The organism is Alcanivorax xiamenensis, assembly GCF_009846745.1.
GTDB classification, from domain to species: domain Bacteria; phylum Pseudomonadota; class Gammaproteobacteria; order Pseudomonadales; family Alcanivoracaceae; genus Alloalcanivorax; species Alloalcanivorax xiamenensis.
In genome coordinates this window covers 41,301-56,569 of sequence record NZ_AQPF01000003.1, presented here as the reverse complement: position 1 = coordinate 56,569, position 15,269 = coordinate 41,301, and the positions used below count along the sequence as shown (strand labels likewise).

15 protein-coding genes are annotated in these 15,269 nt (G+C 61.7%); 11 read left to right on the top strand and 4 right to left on the bottom strand.

Translation table 11 applies throughout. From position 1 onward, the window contains the following. Positions 1-57: 57 nt before the first annotated feature. The 6 genes from A6D6_RS03090 (at position 58) to A6D6_RS03065 (ending at position 4,424) form a co-directional block, all read left to right on the top strand. Complete coding sequence (locus A6D6_RS03090; RefSeq protein ID WP_133491844.1) at positions 58-720, top strand: riboflavin synthase; 663 nt, start codon at positions 58-60, stop codon at positions 718-720. A 66-nt stretch (positions 721-786) separates the two neighbouring features. Then, entirely contained in the window at positions 787-1,896 is a 1,110-nt protein-coding gene (gene ribBA / locus A6D6_RS03085; protein WP_133491845.1) for a bifunctional 3,4-dihydroxy-2-butanone-4-phosphate synthase/GTP cyclohydrolase II, read from the top strand. Between the two features lie 133 nt (positions 1,897-2,029). Further along, positions 2,030-2,500 carry a 6,7-dimethyl-8-ribityllumazine synthase gene (ribH, locus tag A6D6_RS03080; protein WP_014993227.1) on the top strand — a complete coding sequence of 157 codons (471 nt, stop codon included), beginning with the start codon at positions 2,030-2,032 and terminating at the stop codon, positions 2,498-2,500. Next, entirely contained in the window at positions 2,500-2,979 is a 480-nt protein-coding gene (gene nusB, locus A6D6_RS03075) for a transcription antitermination factor NusB (RefSeq protein ID WP_055099755.1), read from the top strand. Before ribH ends, nusB begins: the two co-directional genes overlap by 1 nt. 40 nt (positions 2,980-3,019) lie before the next feature. Next, positions 3,020-3,934: a thiamine-phosphate kinase gene (gene thiL, locus A6D6_RS03070; RefSeq protein WP_133491846.1), complete on the top strand. Its 915-nt coding sequence runs from the start codon at positions 3,020-3,022 to the stop codon at positions 3,932-3,934. A 13-nt stretch (positions 3,935-3,947) separates the two neighbouring features. Beyond that, complete coding sequence (locus tag A6D6_RS03065) at positions 3,948-4,424, top strand: phosphatidylglycerophosphatase A family protein (RefSeq protein WP_159659890.1); 477 nt, start codon at positions 3,948-3,950, stop codon at positions 4,422-4,424. 109 nt (positions 4,425-4,533) lie between these two features. Here A6D6_RS03065 and dxs read toward each other — a convergent pair whose 3' ends face one another. From dxs to A6D6_RS03050, 3 genes are all read right to left on the bottom strand, one after another. Then, the gene (gene dxs / locus A6D6_RS03060; protein ID WP_133491848.1) at positions 4,534-6,456 is read right to left on the bottom strand and encodes a 1-deoxy-D-xylulose-5-phosphate synthase; all 1,923 of its coding nucleotides are present in this window, start codon (positions 6,454-6,456) and stop codon (positions 4,534-4,536) included. A 298-nt stretch (positions 6,457-6,754) separates the two neighbouring features. Next, positions 6,755-7,657 carry a polyprenyl synthetase family protein gene (locus A6D6_RS03055; RefSeq protein ID WP_133491849.1) on the bottom strand — a complete coding sequence of 301 codons (903 nt, stop codon included), beginning with the start codon at positions 7,655-7,657 and terminating at the stop codon, positions 6,755-6,757. Beyond that, entirely contained in the window at positions 7,647-7,883 is a 237-nt protein-coding gene (locus A6D6_RS03050; RefSeq protein WP_159659889.1) for an exodeoxyribonuclease VII small subunit, read from the bottom strand. The genes A6D6_RS03055 and A6D6_RS03050 overlap by 11 nt, the downstream gene beginning before the upstream one ends. Before the next feature lie 625 nt (positions 7,884-8,508). On the opposite strand from A6D6_RS03050, the gene A6D6_RS03045 reads away from it, so the two are divergent. After that, positions 8,509-8,856 carry a hypothetical protein gene (locus tag A6D6_RS03045; protein WP_159659888.1) on the top strand — a complete coding sequence of 116 codons (348 nt, stop codon included), beginning with the start codon at positions 8,509-8,511 and terminating at the stop codon, positions 8,854-8,856. A gap of 6 nt (positions 8,857-8,862) precedes the next feature. On the opposite strand, the gene A6D6_RS03040 is transcribed toward A6D6_RS03045, so the two are convergent. After that, the gene (locus A6D6_RS03040) at positions 8,863-9,591 is read right to left on the bottom strand and encodes a response regulator transcription factor (RefSeq protein ID WP_133491852.1); all 729 of its coding nucleotides are present in this window, start codon (positions 9,589-9,591) and stop codon (positions 8,863-8,865) included. Positions 9,592-10,211: 620 nt separating this feature from the next. Here A6D6_RS03040 and A6D6_RS03035 point away from each other — a divergent pair. The 4 genes from A6D6_RS03035 (at position 10,212) to A6D6_RS03020 (ending at position 15,169) form a co-directional block, all read left to right on the top strand. After that, the gene (locus A6D6_RS03035) at positions 10,212-10,766 is read left to right on the top strand and encodes a fimbrial protein (RefSeq protein WP_133491853.1); all 555 of its coding nucleotides are present in this window, start codon (positions 10,212-10,214) and stop codon (positions 10,764-10,766) included. Between the two features lie 77 nt (positions 10,767-10,843). Next, on the top strand, positions 10,844-11,587 hold the full coding sequence (locus A6D6_RS03030) for a fimbrial biogenesis chaperone (RefSeq protein ID WP_159659887.1): 744 nt from the start codon (positions 10,844-10,846) through the stop codon (positions 11,585-11,587). Positions 11,588-11,628: 41 nt separating this feature from the next. Next, entirely contained in the window at positions 11,629-14,178 is a 2,550-nt protein-coding gene (locus A6D6_RS03025) for a fimbria/pilus outer membrane usher protein (protein WP_159659886.1), read from the top strand. Then, a complete protein-coding gene (locus A6D6_RS03020; protein ID WP_159659885.1) occupies positions 14,171-15,169 on the top strand; it encodes a fimbrial protein in 999 nt (332 codons plus the stop codon). The genes A6D6_RS03025 and A6D6_RS03020 overlap by 8 nt, the downstream gene beginning before the upstream one ends. The last annotated feature ends 100 nt before the right edge of the window (positions 15,170-15,269 follow it).

Below are 15,269 nucleotides of genomic sequence, written 5' to 3'. Positions count from 1 at the left end.
CCATGCGCCTTCGCGGCGGTCCGTCCCTGTCCGCCCGGATCATTCAGAGGTACCACCATGTTTACAGGCATTATCGAGGCCCAGGGCCATATCGACGCCCTGATTCCCAGCAACGGTGACGTGACCCTGCGCATCCAGAGCGCCAACCTGGATTTCGCCGATGTGCGGCTGGGCGACTCCATCGCCGTCAATGGCGTGTGTCTGACCGTGACCGAACTGGCTGGCGGCGACACCTTTGCCGCCGACGTCTCCGGTGAAACCCTGGCGCTGACCTCGCTGAAACAGCTCAAGGCGGGCAGCCGGGTCAATCTGGAGAAGGCGATGACGCCGTCCACCCGCATGGGTGGCCATTTGGTCAGCGGTCATGTGGACGGCCTGGGTAAAGTGGTATCCCTGACCCCCGATGCCCGGTCCGTACGTATCGACATCGAAGCGCCGGCGGAGCTGGCCCGTTATATTGCCAAGAAAGGCTCGATCACCGTGGATGGCATCAGCCTCACCGTGAATGAGGTGGATGGCCGGGTGTTCTCTCTCAACATCATTCCCCACACCCAGGACGTGACCACCATTCAGGACTGGAAAGCGGGCACGCCAGTGAATCTGGAAGTTGATATCATTGCCCGTTACCTGGAGCGGTTGCTGCTCGGCGAACGGGCGGCGGAGCCCGGCTCCGCCGGCATCACCATGGCGATGCTGGCCGAACACGGCTTTGTGAAGTAATACTGGCATGCTCCGCACGTACTTTGCTTGTTAGCGTGTTGCGTGCCAGCTTGAAGGCGAATTTTTATGCAGCTCAATAGCGTTGAAGAACTGATCGAGGATATTCGTCAGGGCCGGATGGTGATCCTGATGGACGATGAAGACCGGGAAAACGAAGGCGACCTGGTGATGGCGGCCGAGCACGTGACCGCCGAGGCGATCAACTTCATGGCCAAATACGGGCGCGGGCTGATATGCATGCCCATGTCGAAGGAGCGCTGCGAGCAACTTGATCTGCCGCTGATGGTGCGCGCCAACGGCAGTGGTTTTGGCACCAAGTTCACCGTTTCCATCGAGGCGCGTGAGGGCGTCACCACCGGTATTTCCGCCGCTGACCGGGCGCGCACCGTGCAGGCCGCCGCCGCCCGTGATGCCAAGGCGTCCGATATTGTCCAGCCCGGGCATATTTTCCCGCTGATGGCCGAGCCCGGCGGCGTGTTGCGCCGGGCTGGTCACACCGAGGCCTCCTGTGATCTGGCGATGATGGCGGGGTGCGAACCGGCGGGTGTGATCTGCGAGGTGATGAACGAAGACGGCTCCATGGCCAGGCGCCCGGACCTGGAGACGTTTGCCCAGGAACACGGCCTCAAGATCGGCACCATCGCCGACCTGATCCAGTACCGCGCCCTCAATGAACAGACCGTGGAGCAGGTGAGTGAGCACCCGCTGGCGACCTGGTACGGTGACTTCCGCTTGGTGGCGTTCCGTGACACCGTGGACGGCCATGTGCACGTGGCGCTGGTAAAAGGTGAGATCACCGAGGACCGGGAAGTGACGGTCAGGGTGCATCAGGTGGACCCGCTGCGGGACCTGATGAGCGCCAAGATCGACGGCCGTACCGGCTGGAACATGCACCGGGTGTTGGAGGCGGTGTCCCGGGTCGAGTGTGGGGTGGTGATCATTCTCGGTCAGGACGACGAGTCGGCGGCACCGACCCTGAATCGGATCGAGGCCTTTTTTGACGGCACCGCCACGCAGCCGAAGGGGCAGTCCCGGGCCTACCGCAACATCGGCACCGGTTCGCAGATCCTCACCGCCTTGGGCGTGCGCAAAATGCGCCTGCTCAGCTCGCCAATGAAGTTCAATGCGCTGTCCGGCTTCGGCCTGGAGATCGTGGAATATGTGGACGCGGAATAATAGACGCCGGACGCCGGACGCGAGACGCTGAATCCCAAAAGCGTCCGGCGTCGGGCGTCCAGCGTCCGGCCATCAGTAGACACCACCTTAAGCACTGGCGTTGCCTGGTGCGGTGGGTTAGCAGGATAGGATCATGCAAGACATCAAAACCTTTGAAGGCACTTTGAGTAATGTGGGCGGCCGGTACGCCCTGGTGGTGGCGCGTTTCAACAGCTTCGTGGTGGAAGCGCTGCTGGCCGGCGCCGTGGACACGCTGGTGCGGCACGGCGTGGAACGCGCTGATATTGAAATCATTCGCGTGCCGGGGGCCTGGGAGTTGCCGGTGGCGGTGAAGAAAGTGCTGGAAAAGCGGGATTACGACGCGGTCATCGCTCTCGGCGCGGTGATTCGCGGTGGTACCGCGCATTTCGAGTACGTCGCCGGTGAAGCCGCCAAAGGCATCGCCGCGGTACAAAACAGCACCGGTGTGCCGGTGGCGTTCGGCGTCCTTACCGTGGACAGCATCGAACAGGCCATCGAGCGCAGTGGTACCAAGGCGGGCAACAAAGGCGCGGAAGCCGCGCTGTCCGCTCTGGAAATGGTTTCTCTGTTCAAGGCCCTTTAATGACCACTCCCGCTTCGTCTTCCACCCCCGCCGCCCGCCGCAAAGCCCGGCGTTACGCCTTGCAGGCTTTGTATCAATGGCAACTGGCGGGGACCACGCTGAGTGATATCGAGGCTCAGTTTCTGGCCCAGAACGACATGAGCAAGGTCGATCGAAGCTATTTTCATGACCTGCTCCACGGCGTGCCCGCCCGGGTCTCGGACCTGGATGAATCGCTGCGGCCCTTTCTGGATCGCCGGGTGGAAGAGTTGTCCCAGGTGGAGAAGGTGATCCTGCGGATTGGCGCCTTCGAGCTGCGAGAGCGTCTGGACGTGCCTTATCGGGTAGTGATCAACGAAGGTATCGAACTGGCCAAGGTGTTCGGTGCCGATGATTCCTTCAAGTACGTCAATGGCGTGCTGGACAAGCTGGCCCGCCGTGCACGCGCGGCGGAAACCCGGCCCGGTGGTGCCGCGCCCGACGATCAGCCGCCTTCCTGACGGACCTTTCCCGACCTTTCGTTCATGAACAGGAGCTGGCATGGACGAGTTCGCCCTCATCCGCCGTTACTTTCATCATCGCCAGGGCGAGGACGTGGTCCTCGGCCCCGGCGATGACGCCGCCCTGGTGACGCCGCCGGCCGGTGAGCAACTGGTGATGACGTTGGACACCAGTATCGCCGGCCGCCATTTTCCCGAGGATATGCCCGCCGCCGATATCGGCTACCGCTGCCTGGCGGTGAACCTGTCGGATCTTGCCGCCATGGGCGCCACCCCCCGCTGGTTTCTATTGTCCCTGACCTTGCCGGAAGCCGATCCCGACTGGTTGCGCGATTTCAGCGCCGGCCTGTTCGAACTGGCCGATCAGGCCGGCATCTCTCTGGTGGGCGGCGACGTGACCCGGGGGCCTTTGAATATCGCTATTCAAGCCACCGGCTCGGTATTGCCGGGGCGGGCATTGCGTCGGGATGGGGCGCGGCCGGGGCAAACCCTGGCGGTGACCGGCGTGCCCGGGCTGGGTGGGATGGGGCTGCGTCACTGGCGGGCCGGTGTGCGCGATTCACAAAGCGCGCGGCATTTTGCCCGTCCGTGGCCCGCGCTGGAGTGGGGCATGGCCCTGTCCGGCCGTGCCGGCGCCGCGCTCGATGTGTCCGACGGCCTGCTGCAGGATCTCGGGCATATTCTGAGCGCCAGCGGCGACCTGGGGGCGGAGCTGGTGCTGGCGGATTTGCCGGTGAACGATGAACTGGCGGCGCTGGACGCGGAGGACCGCTGGGTGCTGCAGCTGTCCGGCGGCGATGATTATGGGCTGTTGTTTACCTGGCCGGCCGGTATTGCCGTCCCGCAAGGGGCCCGCGCCATTGGCCGGATCACCGATACCCCGGGGGTGCGATTGCATTATCCCGATGGGCGGGTGAGCGACGCGGAGTCCGTTGGCTGGCGTCACTTCGAGTAGCGGGGTCGGGTCCGTGACGCCGTCTTCCATCCTGTTTTTGCTGGCCATTGGCATGGGGACTGGGCTATCCCCCTGGGCGCCGGGAACCATGGGCTGTGTATTGTTCATGCTGTTCTGGTGGCCTTTGGCGGCCTGTTCCCGGCGGCTCTATGCCATGGTTCTGGGGGGCGTGGTGGTGGTGGGGATTCCTCTGTGTGGTTTCGCGGCCGACGTGATCGGCGTCGAGGACGCGCCCGCCATCGTTTGGGACGAACTGGGGGGGCTACTGCTGGCGCTGTCGGTGGTGCCCCGGCATCCGCTTTGGGGGCTGCTTGGTTTGGCCTGCTTCCGTTTCTTCGACGTGCTCAAGATATGGCCGGTGGGTTGGGTGGATCATGTCTTGCCCGGAGGCTGGGGCATTGTCGCCGATGATCTGATCGCCGGGGGCATGGCGCTGGCGGTGCTATGGTTGTTTCGTGTCGTATGGCGGCGGCGTTTCCTGTCGCCGTGACTGTTGTATAACAGCCCGCGTCTGGCCATTCGCTGGCAAGCCAGCTTCCCACAGCGCCTCTGTAGCCCTCTCTGTGGGAAGCTGGCTTGCCAGCGAATAATGGCGCGCTTTACGCCCGATGGGTCAGAACCGCGCCCAGCCGCTGCAAGCGGTCCCGAATCCGGCGCTCGACACCGGCGGCATCCAGGCCATGGTCGGCCAGCAACGCTTCCCGTTTGCCGTGGTGGACGAATTCGTCCGGTAACGCCAGATTCAGCACCGGCATCACTACGCCTTCGTCCATCAGCAGTTCGTTAACCGCCGAACCGGCGCCGCCCATACGCTGATGATCTTCCACCGTGACCAGCAGGGTATGGCTGGCGGCGGCTGCGAGGATCGCGTCGCGGTCCAGTGGTTTGACCCAGCGCATGTCGAGAACGGTGGCGTCCAGGGTCTCGCCGGCTTCCCGGGCCGCTTCGCCGAGGGCGCCGAAGGACAGAATCGCCACGGGGCCCTTGCCTTCCCGCAGTACGCGGCTTTTGCCCAGAGGCAGCGGCGTCATGGTGTTCTCGATGGCGGCGCCGGGGCCGGTGCCACGGGGATAACGGACCGCCGCCGGCCCCTGGTGCAGCCAGGCGGTATAGAGCAGTTGCCGGCACTCATTTTCATCGCTGGGGGCGGCGATCACCATGTTGGGCACGGTGCGCAGGTAGGCCAGATCGAAAACGCCGCCGTGGGTGGCGCCATCCTCACCGACGATGCCGGCGCGATCCAGGCCGAAGGTCACATCCAGCTCCTGCAGGGCGACATCGTGGATCAACTGGTCGTAGCCCCGTTGCAGGAAGGTGGAATAGATCGCCACCACCGGCTTCTGACCTTCACAGGCGAGACCGGCGCCCAGCGTGACCGCGTGCTGCTCACAGATCGCCACGTCGTGGTAGCGATCCGGGAAGCGGTCGCGGAACGCCACCATGCCGGAGCCTTCGCACATGGCTGGAGTGATGCCGACCACGCGTGGATCGCGCTCCGCCATGTCGCACAGCCATTGCCCGAACACGTCCTGATATTTCGGCCCCTTGGGTTTGGCCGGCTTGGCCACTTCCACCTTGGCTTTGGGCTCGATCTTGTTGAGTGCGTGGTAGCCCACCGGATCCGCTTCCGCCGGTGCGAACCCCTTGCCCTTGGTGGTGTAGACGTGCAGAAGTTGGGGCCCTTCCAGGTCGCGCATGTTTTCCAGGGTGGCGGTGAGCTCGTCCAGGTCGTGACCATCGATGGGGCCGATGTAGTTGAAACCGATGGCCTCGAACAGCATGTCCGGGCTCACCATGTTCTTCATGCTCTCTTCAGTGCGACGCACGAAATCCCAGGCCGCCGGCATCGCCGACAGCACCTTCTTGCCGCCTTCGCGCAGCGCGATATAGGTTTTGGAGGCCCAGATGCGTGCGAAATAGTTGGCCAGACCGCCCACGTTGTGGCCGATGGACATGGTGTTGTCGTTGAGGATGACCAGCAGATTGGCGCGCGTGTGGGCCGCGTGGCTGAGGGCTTCAAAGGCCTGGCCGGCGGTCATGGCGCCATCGCCGATCACCGCCACGGTGCGCCGTTCCTTATCGCCCTGACGGGCGCCCAGGGCCATGCCCAGCGCCGCGCTGACCGAGGTGGACGAGTGGCCCACGCCGAAGGTGTCATAGGGGGATTCGCTTCGTTTGGGAAAGCCGGACAGCCCGTGTTGCTGGCGAATGGAGGTCAGCGCCTCGCGGCGGCCGGTGAGGATCTTGTGCGGATAGCACTGATGGCCGACATCCCAGACCAGGCGATCATGGGGCGTATCAAACAGATAGTGCAGTGCCACGGTCAGCTCCACCACGCCGAGACCGGCGCCGAAGTGGCCGCCGCTGCGGCCCACCGCGAACAGCAGGTAGGCCCGCAGTTCGTCCACCAATTGCTCGAGCCGGTGTGGCGCCAGCCGCCGTAAATCCGCCGGCGCGTTGATACTGTCCAGCAGCGGCGTGGCCGGGCGGGTGAGCGGGATGTCGGTAAAGGTCTTTGGCATACCTGCCTCTGAACGGAGCTGCGATGTTCCGCTACCGGCGGACGGTGGACGCCAGGCCGGTGCGGAAAAACATCATTATAGCGGGGTTGTTGGGGCCCCGTCAGTGACCGATGAAAACACCCCGCCATCCCGGGGTAGAGAGATTCATGGCTTAAGACCACTGAACTCCCCTTTCGGGGCGTCCAAACGGTGCTCTAAGCACCGTTGTGTGACCCGGGATCTCCCGCCGCAAGGGGAGTGGCTTCGTGGAAGGCGATGCCGGATCGAGTCCGGCATGACATTTTTCAGGGGGCGGTGGTCAGTGACCACGGCGGACAATATAGTCGGCCAGATCCAGTAACGGGCGGGCCGCTTCACCATGACCCTGCAAGTGCCCGCGGGCCTGCTGGCACAGGGTTTGAGCCCGTTCACGGCTGGCCTCCAGGCCGATCAGGGCGGGGAAGGTGCTTTTACCCTGTTTTTCATCCGAACCGCTGGGTTTGCCCAATTGCGCGGTATCCACGGTGACATCAAGGATGTCGTCCTGAATCTGAAATGCCAGACCGATGGCATCACCGAAGCCCAATAACGCTTGTTCCAGGGCCGGATCCGGACGGTTCGCCGCCAGATAACCCAGATGCAGGCTGGCGGTGATCAGGCGGCCGGTCTTCAGGTAATGCATGCGTTCCAGGGCGGCGACCTGTTGCAGTCGGCCCTCGGCCTCCATGTCCTGCATTTGCCCCGCCGCCATGCCGGCGGCTCCGGCGGCTCCGGCCAGGGCGCGGACCATCCCGACCCGGGTGGCGGCCGGATAGTCGCCGGCGTCACCAAGCAGCTCGAATGCCATTGTCAGAAGGGTGTCGCCGGCCAGGATCGCGGTGGCCTCGTCGAAGGCGCGGTGGCAGGTGGGCTGGCCACGGCGCAAGTCGTCATTGTCCATCGCCGGCAGATCATCGTGTACCAGGGAATACGCGTGGATCAACTCCACCGCCGTGGCCGGGGCGTCGGCTTGTGCCGGCGTGCCACCACTTAATTGGCAGGCGGCGTACACCAGCAGCGGACGGATCCGTTTACCGCCGGCCAGGACGGCGTAACGCATGGCCTCGGCAAGGCGCGGCGCATCGCTGCGGGCGGGGTCTGGTAAATAGTGGCGTAGCGCCTGTTCCAGGCGAATACGGGCGCCGTCGGCGAAAGGCCCCAGGCCCAGATTGTCACTGGCCATCGGGAGTCTCGAAAGGGGCCGGTTCGGCGTCCGGGTCCTGTTCCAGGAGGATCTGTACTTTCTGCTCGGCCCGGGACAGTGCCTGTTGGCACTGGCGGGTGAGTTTTACCCCTTCCTCGAAAGCGCGCAGGGATTCCTCCAGCGTCATGTCGCCGGATTCCATACGCTCCACCAGGGCTTCCAGGTTATCCAGGGATTCTTCCAATTGCGGGACTTGCTTGGCCATCGTTTTCCTCCGTGGGCGGCGCAACGTTAACGGAGGCGTCAGGCCGGGTCAATCGGTGGCGCCGAGCCTGGCAAGCCCACACGCAACACGCCGGCACGCTTTGGAGAAAATCGCCTGGAGCGATTTCCAACGTTGCCCGGGCAACGGTCCTTTAGCGTGCCAGCGTGTTGCGTGTAAGCGGGTGCCCCTCCAACCGTTTTCATGCTTTGGCGACTATTGTATTCTTCTTTGTATTCAAATGGTTATGTGGATTTCATGGGGCTTGGCCCGGGGGCGGGAATGAACAGGCGCCATTGATTCCAAATAGGTCTAACAGGGGGCTTCCGAGGTTTCGGCGGGGCGCCTATAGTGAAATGCCCGCTGGCCACCGCAAGCCGCTTCTTCCTCTGATCTCCTTTCCCTATGGCGTCTCGCTTGCGGTACCGGCGGGGGCTCTTGTCTCCATAGGCAGCTTCCCACAGCGGCTCCGCGGTTCCCGCTGTGGGAAGCTGCCTTGGCAGCGAATCGGTGCGGCGATTTTTTATCTGTCCCCTTATTTCCTGATATTTACTTCCCGCCGCCGTTCCCTTTCGATAGGAAAGTCGGCCCGGCCGACAATAAACAATAATAAGAGGGGGGATGAGCAATGGCGGGCGCCAATTCCACTTACGAGATCCATGTGTTCATTGGTTGTGCCCTCGCTGTTGGTGACGAGACGGAAGAGGGCGGGTTGGGGGCCTGGCAGCCGCTGATGGTGTTCTCCCGCCAATATTATTTGTGCGGATACCATGATTACCCGCGTATGGAACGGGTGGCCAGGGAACACGGGTGGGTCGAGGTGCTCATTGCCCGGGACGGCGTACTCATCGAAAGCCAACTGCCGCGGGCCCGGCCGGCGGTACGGGACGCCTTCGAGAAGGCGTTGGCGACGGGAGGGGCGGTGCTGGTGTACGCGGAGTGGCAGGGTAGTGGCTTGCCTCTGTCCCGGGAGTAATCATTCCTAACCGGCGGAGGGGTCGGCCTCTTGCAGGCGGTAACCGTAGCCGTAAACGGCATTGAGCTGCCAGCCGTGGTCCGGGGTCAGTCCCAGCTTGCGGCGGACACGGTAAATATGTACATCCAGAGTGCGTGACGAGAATTGTTCGTCTTTACCCCAGACATACTCGTATAAATACGCCCGGGCCAATGGGCGGCCAAGATTGCTGAACAGCAGGAAGGCCAGCCGGTATTCCTGATGCGTCAGCTTGACCGATTGGCCGTCGCGATGCAGGGTCTGACGATTCACGTCAAACACGATGTTGCCGTGGCTGGGGTCTTCCTCTCTCCCTTTTTCCACACTCAAGGGGCCATTGCGGCGGCGGAGCACGGCGATGGCCCGGGCCTTCAGTTCCCGCGCCCGGAAGGGCTTGTTAATGAAATCCTCAGCACCGCTGGTCAGGGCCTCGACCACATCCTGTTCACTATTGCGCACGGTGAGCATGATCACCGGAGGGGGCGATTCCAGGTAGGAAGTGAACCAGGTCAGTACTTCCACCCCGCTGCCGTCCGGCAATTCCCAATCGAGAATGGCCAGATCGAAGGTGTGGCGTTTGGTCGCCTGGATCAATTCCTTGCAAGTGGAGAAGGTGGAAATCTTCAGTGTGACTTTATGTCGTCCCCATGGGCCAGTCAGGGCCTGACTGACCTGGGCCAGTACGGCAGGCTCGTCATCCAGTATGGCGATATGCATGGTCCCCGTTCCCTCTCAAGTGACACGGTGCATTGTTCTACGAAGTCATAGTTTCCTGATGGTGCGGCTGAAATTCCGGCACGCCTGTACGAATTGTTATCCGGTTCGGGCGGTATCGGGAAATCAAAGAGCTATTTTTATTAATGTTTTGCATCCTCGCCCTTTCTGCCGCGCTTTGCGGCAGGGCGGGATCAGGCGTGTTCAGGGCGCCTGATCCCGGGCGGAATGTTAGGGCGGTGAACCGGCAAAGTCATCCACGATAAGGCAAAAATTGTTAACGCATTTCGTGCTTATTTAAATAAATGAAGACAATTTGTCTAATGTGAAAGTATTAAATAAATTAAAGGTATTGGTTATTTGGTCGTACTTTTGGTGGAAAATATAAAATAACTGTCAACGGAATATGAACAATGGTTTCGGACTGTTGTTTGTTTGTTAGCTCCCCTCCATTCTCCTCCCCCGCAGTCTACCGACCACGTCACATAATCGCATTTCTTGGCGGCATCTGATACCGGGCCCAGTGGGCAAGGTGCCAGGGCGGTAGGCCGCAAGGCCGCGGAACGGCTCCCGAACAGGCGTGCCGGTCCCAAAACACGTTATCAGGATGGGATGCATCTGTTATGAAAATGAACAAAACCGCTATTGCTCTGGCCGTTTTCGGTTTGGCTGGTGCGGGTTCCGCTCTCGCCGCGGACGGCACCATTACCTTCAACGGTAAAATCACCGACCAGACCTGTGATATCACCACCCCGGGTGGCACCGATTTCACCGTGACTCTGCCGACCGTGTCCGCTCAGACGCTGGCCGCCGCCGGTGAAGTCGCGGGCCGTACGCCTTTCGCCATCAACCTGTCCAACTGCTCCGCCGGGCAAGTGGCGACCTATTTCGAACCGGGTCCCACCGTGGATTACAACACCGGTCGTCTGAACAACCAGATCGACGCCGCCAGCAATGGCGCCACCAATGTTCAAATCCAACTGTTGGGTGAGAACAACGGCTTCTTGCCGGTGCTGGCCGCGGGTGCCAACGGTGCGCAAACCAACTCCCAGTGGGTAACGGTTGCCAACGACGGTGACAGCGCTGATCTGAACTACTACGCCGAGTACTACGCTACCGCCGCCGCCGGTGCTGGCGACGTCTCCACCAGCGTCCAGTACACCATTATCTATCAGTAATCCTCATGGCTTCCGCGGGCCGGCTTGCCGGCCCCGGATTCCTTATCGTCTGTCTTTCCAGGTTTCGGGTGGTGGCTATGAAGCGCTTTTCTCTTTGTCTGTTGTCATTCGCATTGCTGGTCACGGGCGTTGCCGCGCAGGCCGCCGTGGTGATCGGCGGGACCCGGGTGGTCTACCCTGGTGGTGACCGCGAGGTCTCGGTGCAGTTGACCAACGACGGCGAAAACCCGGCTCTGGTGCAAGTATGGATCGACGCCGGTGACGCCGACGCCGCTCCCGAACAAAGTGATGTGCCTTTCATCGTGCTGCCGCCGATTTCCCGCGTGGAAGCCGGCAGTGGTCAGGTTCTTCGAATTTCATTCACCGGTGGCAAGATGCCGCCGGAAGATCGCGAGTCCGTGTATTGGCTGAATGTGCTCGACATTCCGCCGGCACCGAAAGCCGAAGAGGGGATTCCCCAGAATTTCCTGCAATTGGCGGTTCGCTCTCGCATCAAGTTGTTTTACCGGCCCAAGGGGTTGAGCGGTAAAGCCAACGACGCTCCGGAAAAACTGCAGTGGTACCTGTCCCGTTCCGGGGGGCGAGCGGTACTCAAAGCGAAAAACCCCACGCCTTACCACGTCACCGTCAGCCGCCTGGAAATTCTCCGTGGTGAAAGCGCGCTGGTACCGGTGCCCGTGGACCAGGGCATGATCGCCCCCGGCGGCAGTCTGGAGTTCCCCTTGCCCGCTAACGCGCCCGCCACGATTGGCCAGGTGCGTATGACCACCATCAATGATTTTGGTGGTCGGGTGGCGCGGGATATGCCGGTGGGTCGTTAGTAAAAACGCCTTAACAAAAAACCATGGACGCGGGGTGTCTCATGAATCAAAAGCGCGTTGTCTCACGCCGGAAGACCAGTCTGAGTGCCGGTACCCAACTGCTGGGCGGATTGGCGCTGATGGCGTGGACGCCGGTTGTGTTGGCTCAATCCGAGCCCCAGGTGGCGGCGGCTTCCTTTAATAGCGATTTCCTTCGCGGTGCCGCCAAGGATATGGACGTTTCCCGTTATGCCCAGGGCAACCCGACTCTGGCGGGTGATTACTATCTGGACGTCTACGTCAACGGCTCCTGGAAAGGTCGTAATGAACTGGCGTTTCGTGCCGCTCCCGGCGAGATCAACGCGCACACCTGTTTTACCTTGAGCATGCTGTCCGGCTATGGCGTGGACGTCAGCACCATTGACGGGGTGGATGAAACACTGGGGGATGAATGTCGCTCGCTGGAAGGTTGGTTGCCCGGTGCCCTGGCTCGCTTTGACAGCAGCAACATGCGTCTGGAGATCAGTATCCCGCAAGCCAATATGCGTCGCAGTGCGCGTGGCTATGTGGATCCGGCGTTCTGGGATCCGGGCATCAATGCCGGTTTCCTGAGCTACAACTTCAACGCGCTGCGCACCGAGAGCCATTACGGCGGTAATGATCGTACCTACGACAATGCCTACCTGATGCTCAATAGCGGCATCAATATTGGCGCCTGGCAATTGCGGCACGACTCCAATGTGTCTCGCCGTGACGGGGAGGGCACTGACTGGCAGAGCACCGCCACCTATCTGCGCCGGCCGATTCCGTCGATCCGCGGCATGGTGACGGTGGGGGACGCCTACACCGAAGGCAATCTGTTCGATTCCATGGGGTTCCGCGGCGCCCGGCTGGCGTCCGATGATCGCATGTTGCCGGATTCGCTGCGCGGCTATGCGCCCACCGTCCGCGGCGTGGCGGAAAGCAACGCGTTGGTGGAAGTGCGCCAGAACGGCCAGGTGATTTACCAGGCCACGGTGCCGCCGGGGCCATTCGTCATTGATGACCTGTACCCCACCGGCTACGGCGGTGACCTGGAGGTTACCGTTACCGAAGCGGACGGCCGTATCCGCCGCTTCAGTCTGCCCTTCGCCTCCGTGCCGCAGATGTTGCGGCCGGGCATCTCCCGATACAGCGTCACCGCCGGCAAGGTACGTGAAACCAGCCTGGATGATGATCCCTGGCTGATGCAGGCCACCTACCAGAAGGGCCTGACCAACTGGCTGACCGGTTACACCGGCGCCACCTTCAGTGATGATTACCAGGCTTATCTGGCCGGTGTCGCGGTGGGGACGCCCGTTGGCGCCTTCTCAGCCGATGTCACCCACGCCCGTACCGGCTTCGATCGCTATGGCGATCGCAATGGCCAGAGCTACAAACTGGGTTACAGCAAATTCATGCCCGATACCGGCACCAATGTGACGGTGGCGGCCTATCGCTATTCCACCTCCGGCTATCTGGGGTTGCGCGATGCCATCATCGCCCATGACTACGAAGACCGTCAGTTGGGTTTCGACGCGGTGCGTCGTCAGCGCAGTGAGTTCCAGCTCACCGTGAATCAGACTCTGGGTGCTGGTTTGGGGGCGATGTACTTCACCGGTTCCGTTCGTGATTACTGGAAAAGCGAAGGGGAAACCACGCAGTACCAGGTGGGTTACAACAACAACTATGGGCCTTTCCATTACGGTTTCTCGGCGCTGAAGACCGAGGACGAGTTTGGTCGTGACGATACCCAGTACAACTTCAACTTCTCGGTGCCGCTGGACAACGTGGCCGGCAACGCCAGCCTGATCGGTTCCGGGACCATGCGTGACAGCGCCTACGAAAGCAGCCGTCTGGGTGTCTCCGGCAGTACCGGCGTGGACGGCAACATGACCTATAACGTGGCGGTCAGCCACCAGGATCAGAGTGGCGCCACCGGCGAACTCAGCGGTGAATACCGGGCGCCCTATGCCACGCTGCGGGCCTCTTACAGTCATAACGACAACTTTACTCAGATGGGAGCCGGCGTCAGCGGCAGCATGGTGGCGCATGGCGGCGGTGTAACGCTGACCCCTCAGCGCGGTGAAACCATGGTGTTGGTGGAAGCGCCGGCCGCCGCCGGGGCGCGCGTGACCAACATGTCAGGCGTGCGCATCGACAAGCGGGGTTACGCGGTGGTGCCCTATGTTTCGCCTTACCGGCTGAATTCGGTGACGCTGGATCCGAACGATATGTCCACCGAAGTGGAACTGAAGACCAGCAGTCAGCAGGTGGCGCCCTATGCGGGTGCCGTGGCCAAGCTCACCTTTGATACCGTCAGTGGTCAGGCGCTGCTGATCAAGGCCAAAAGAGTGGATGGTGAACCGGTTCCGTTCGGCGCCGAGGTGTACGACGAGGCTGGCCAGCCAGTGGGTCTGGTGGGCCAGAGCGGCCGGGTCTATCTGCGCACGGAAAAAGAGAGCGGCCGTCTGAGCGTCAAGTGGGGCGAGGAAGCGAACCAGAGCTGCGACATCGACTATCGCGTGCCGGAGTCCGACGAGGACGCAAGCGCGGCCCGCGCCTACCATCATCTGGAGGCCCGTTGTGAATAAAGTGTCCATACCTAATTGGTTCGTTGCTCCGATTGTGGTCCTGGTATTGTCGATGGTGTCCATTTCGGCCAGAGCGGCCTGTTATGTCGAAACCAGTGTCCAGAATATCAATATGCGAATGGGGCAGGTGACGATTACACCGAATGTGCCGGTCGGTACGGTTCTGGCGATGCAAGAGTTCCCCATTGGCGCCAGAGAAGATGCGGTGCGCTGTTATGGAGGGGGCGGATATATGCGTGGGCGGACCTTGATTGGTAATCCCAGCAGCTATGATCCGAATATCTATACGACCCAGGTGGATGGTATCGGGATTCGTCTTTCACGGCGCATCGCAGGCCTTAGCCAGACCGTGGTATATCCGCATGATTTGCGTCTTAACAGCTCAAGGGGCAGGTTGTCCGAAGGGTATTTTCGCGTAGAAATTATCAAGATCGCTAATCAAACCGGGTCAGGCACGCTGGCTCCCGGCCAGTACACAACTTACTACGCGGATGGGTCTGGCTCAGGGACTCCGATCCTCACCTCGTACCTGGACGCCAGCGCGATCACCATCGTCTCTTCCGCCTGCGAGGTGGATATGGGGTCCCGCAATATCGCCGTGGACTTTGGCACGGTGTCCCGTTCCGTTTTTTCCGGCGTTGGCAGTACCAATACGGAGAAGGAATTCCAGGTGGGCTTGTCCTGTGTCGGCCCCAGCAATGGCCAGGACACGGTGAAGCTGTCTTTCGGGTACAGCCCGGATCCCAGTGGCGCGGCTGGTGTCATCAAGATTGATGAGGGGTCCGAGGCCGCCAGTGGCGTGGGCATTCAATTGCTCGATAACCGCACCTCCACGCCCATCGCCAATGGCGATCGTGTCGAACTGGGTACGGTGACGCCTGGGGACCATCAATTCCAACTGCCGCTGAAGGCCCGTTATTACCAGACCGCGCCCACCGTCAATGGCGGTGAAACCCGCGCGATCGCCACATTTACCATCGAATACAACTGACTCCAACGCCAACAGCGAGGGAACGCGCCGACTCAGCCCGTGGACGGGGCCTGAAGAAGAGGGTGGACCATGCAAGGCGTGACAAAAAATTGCCGGAAGC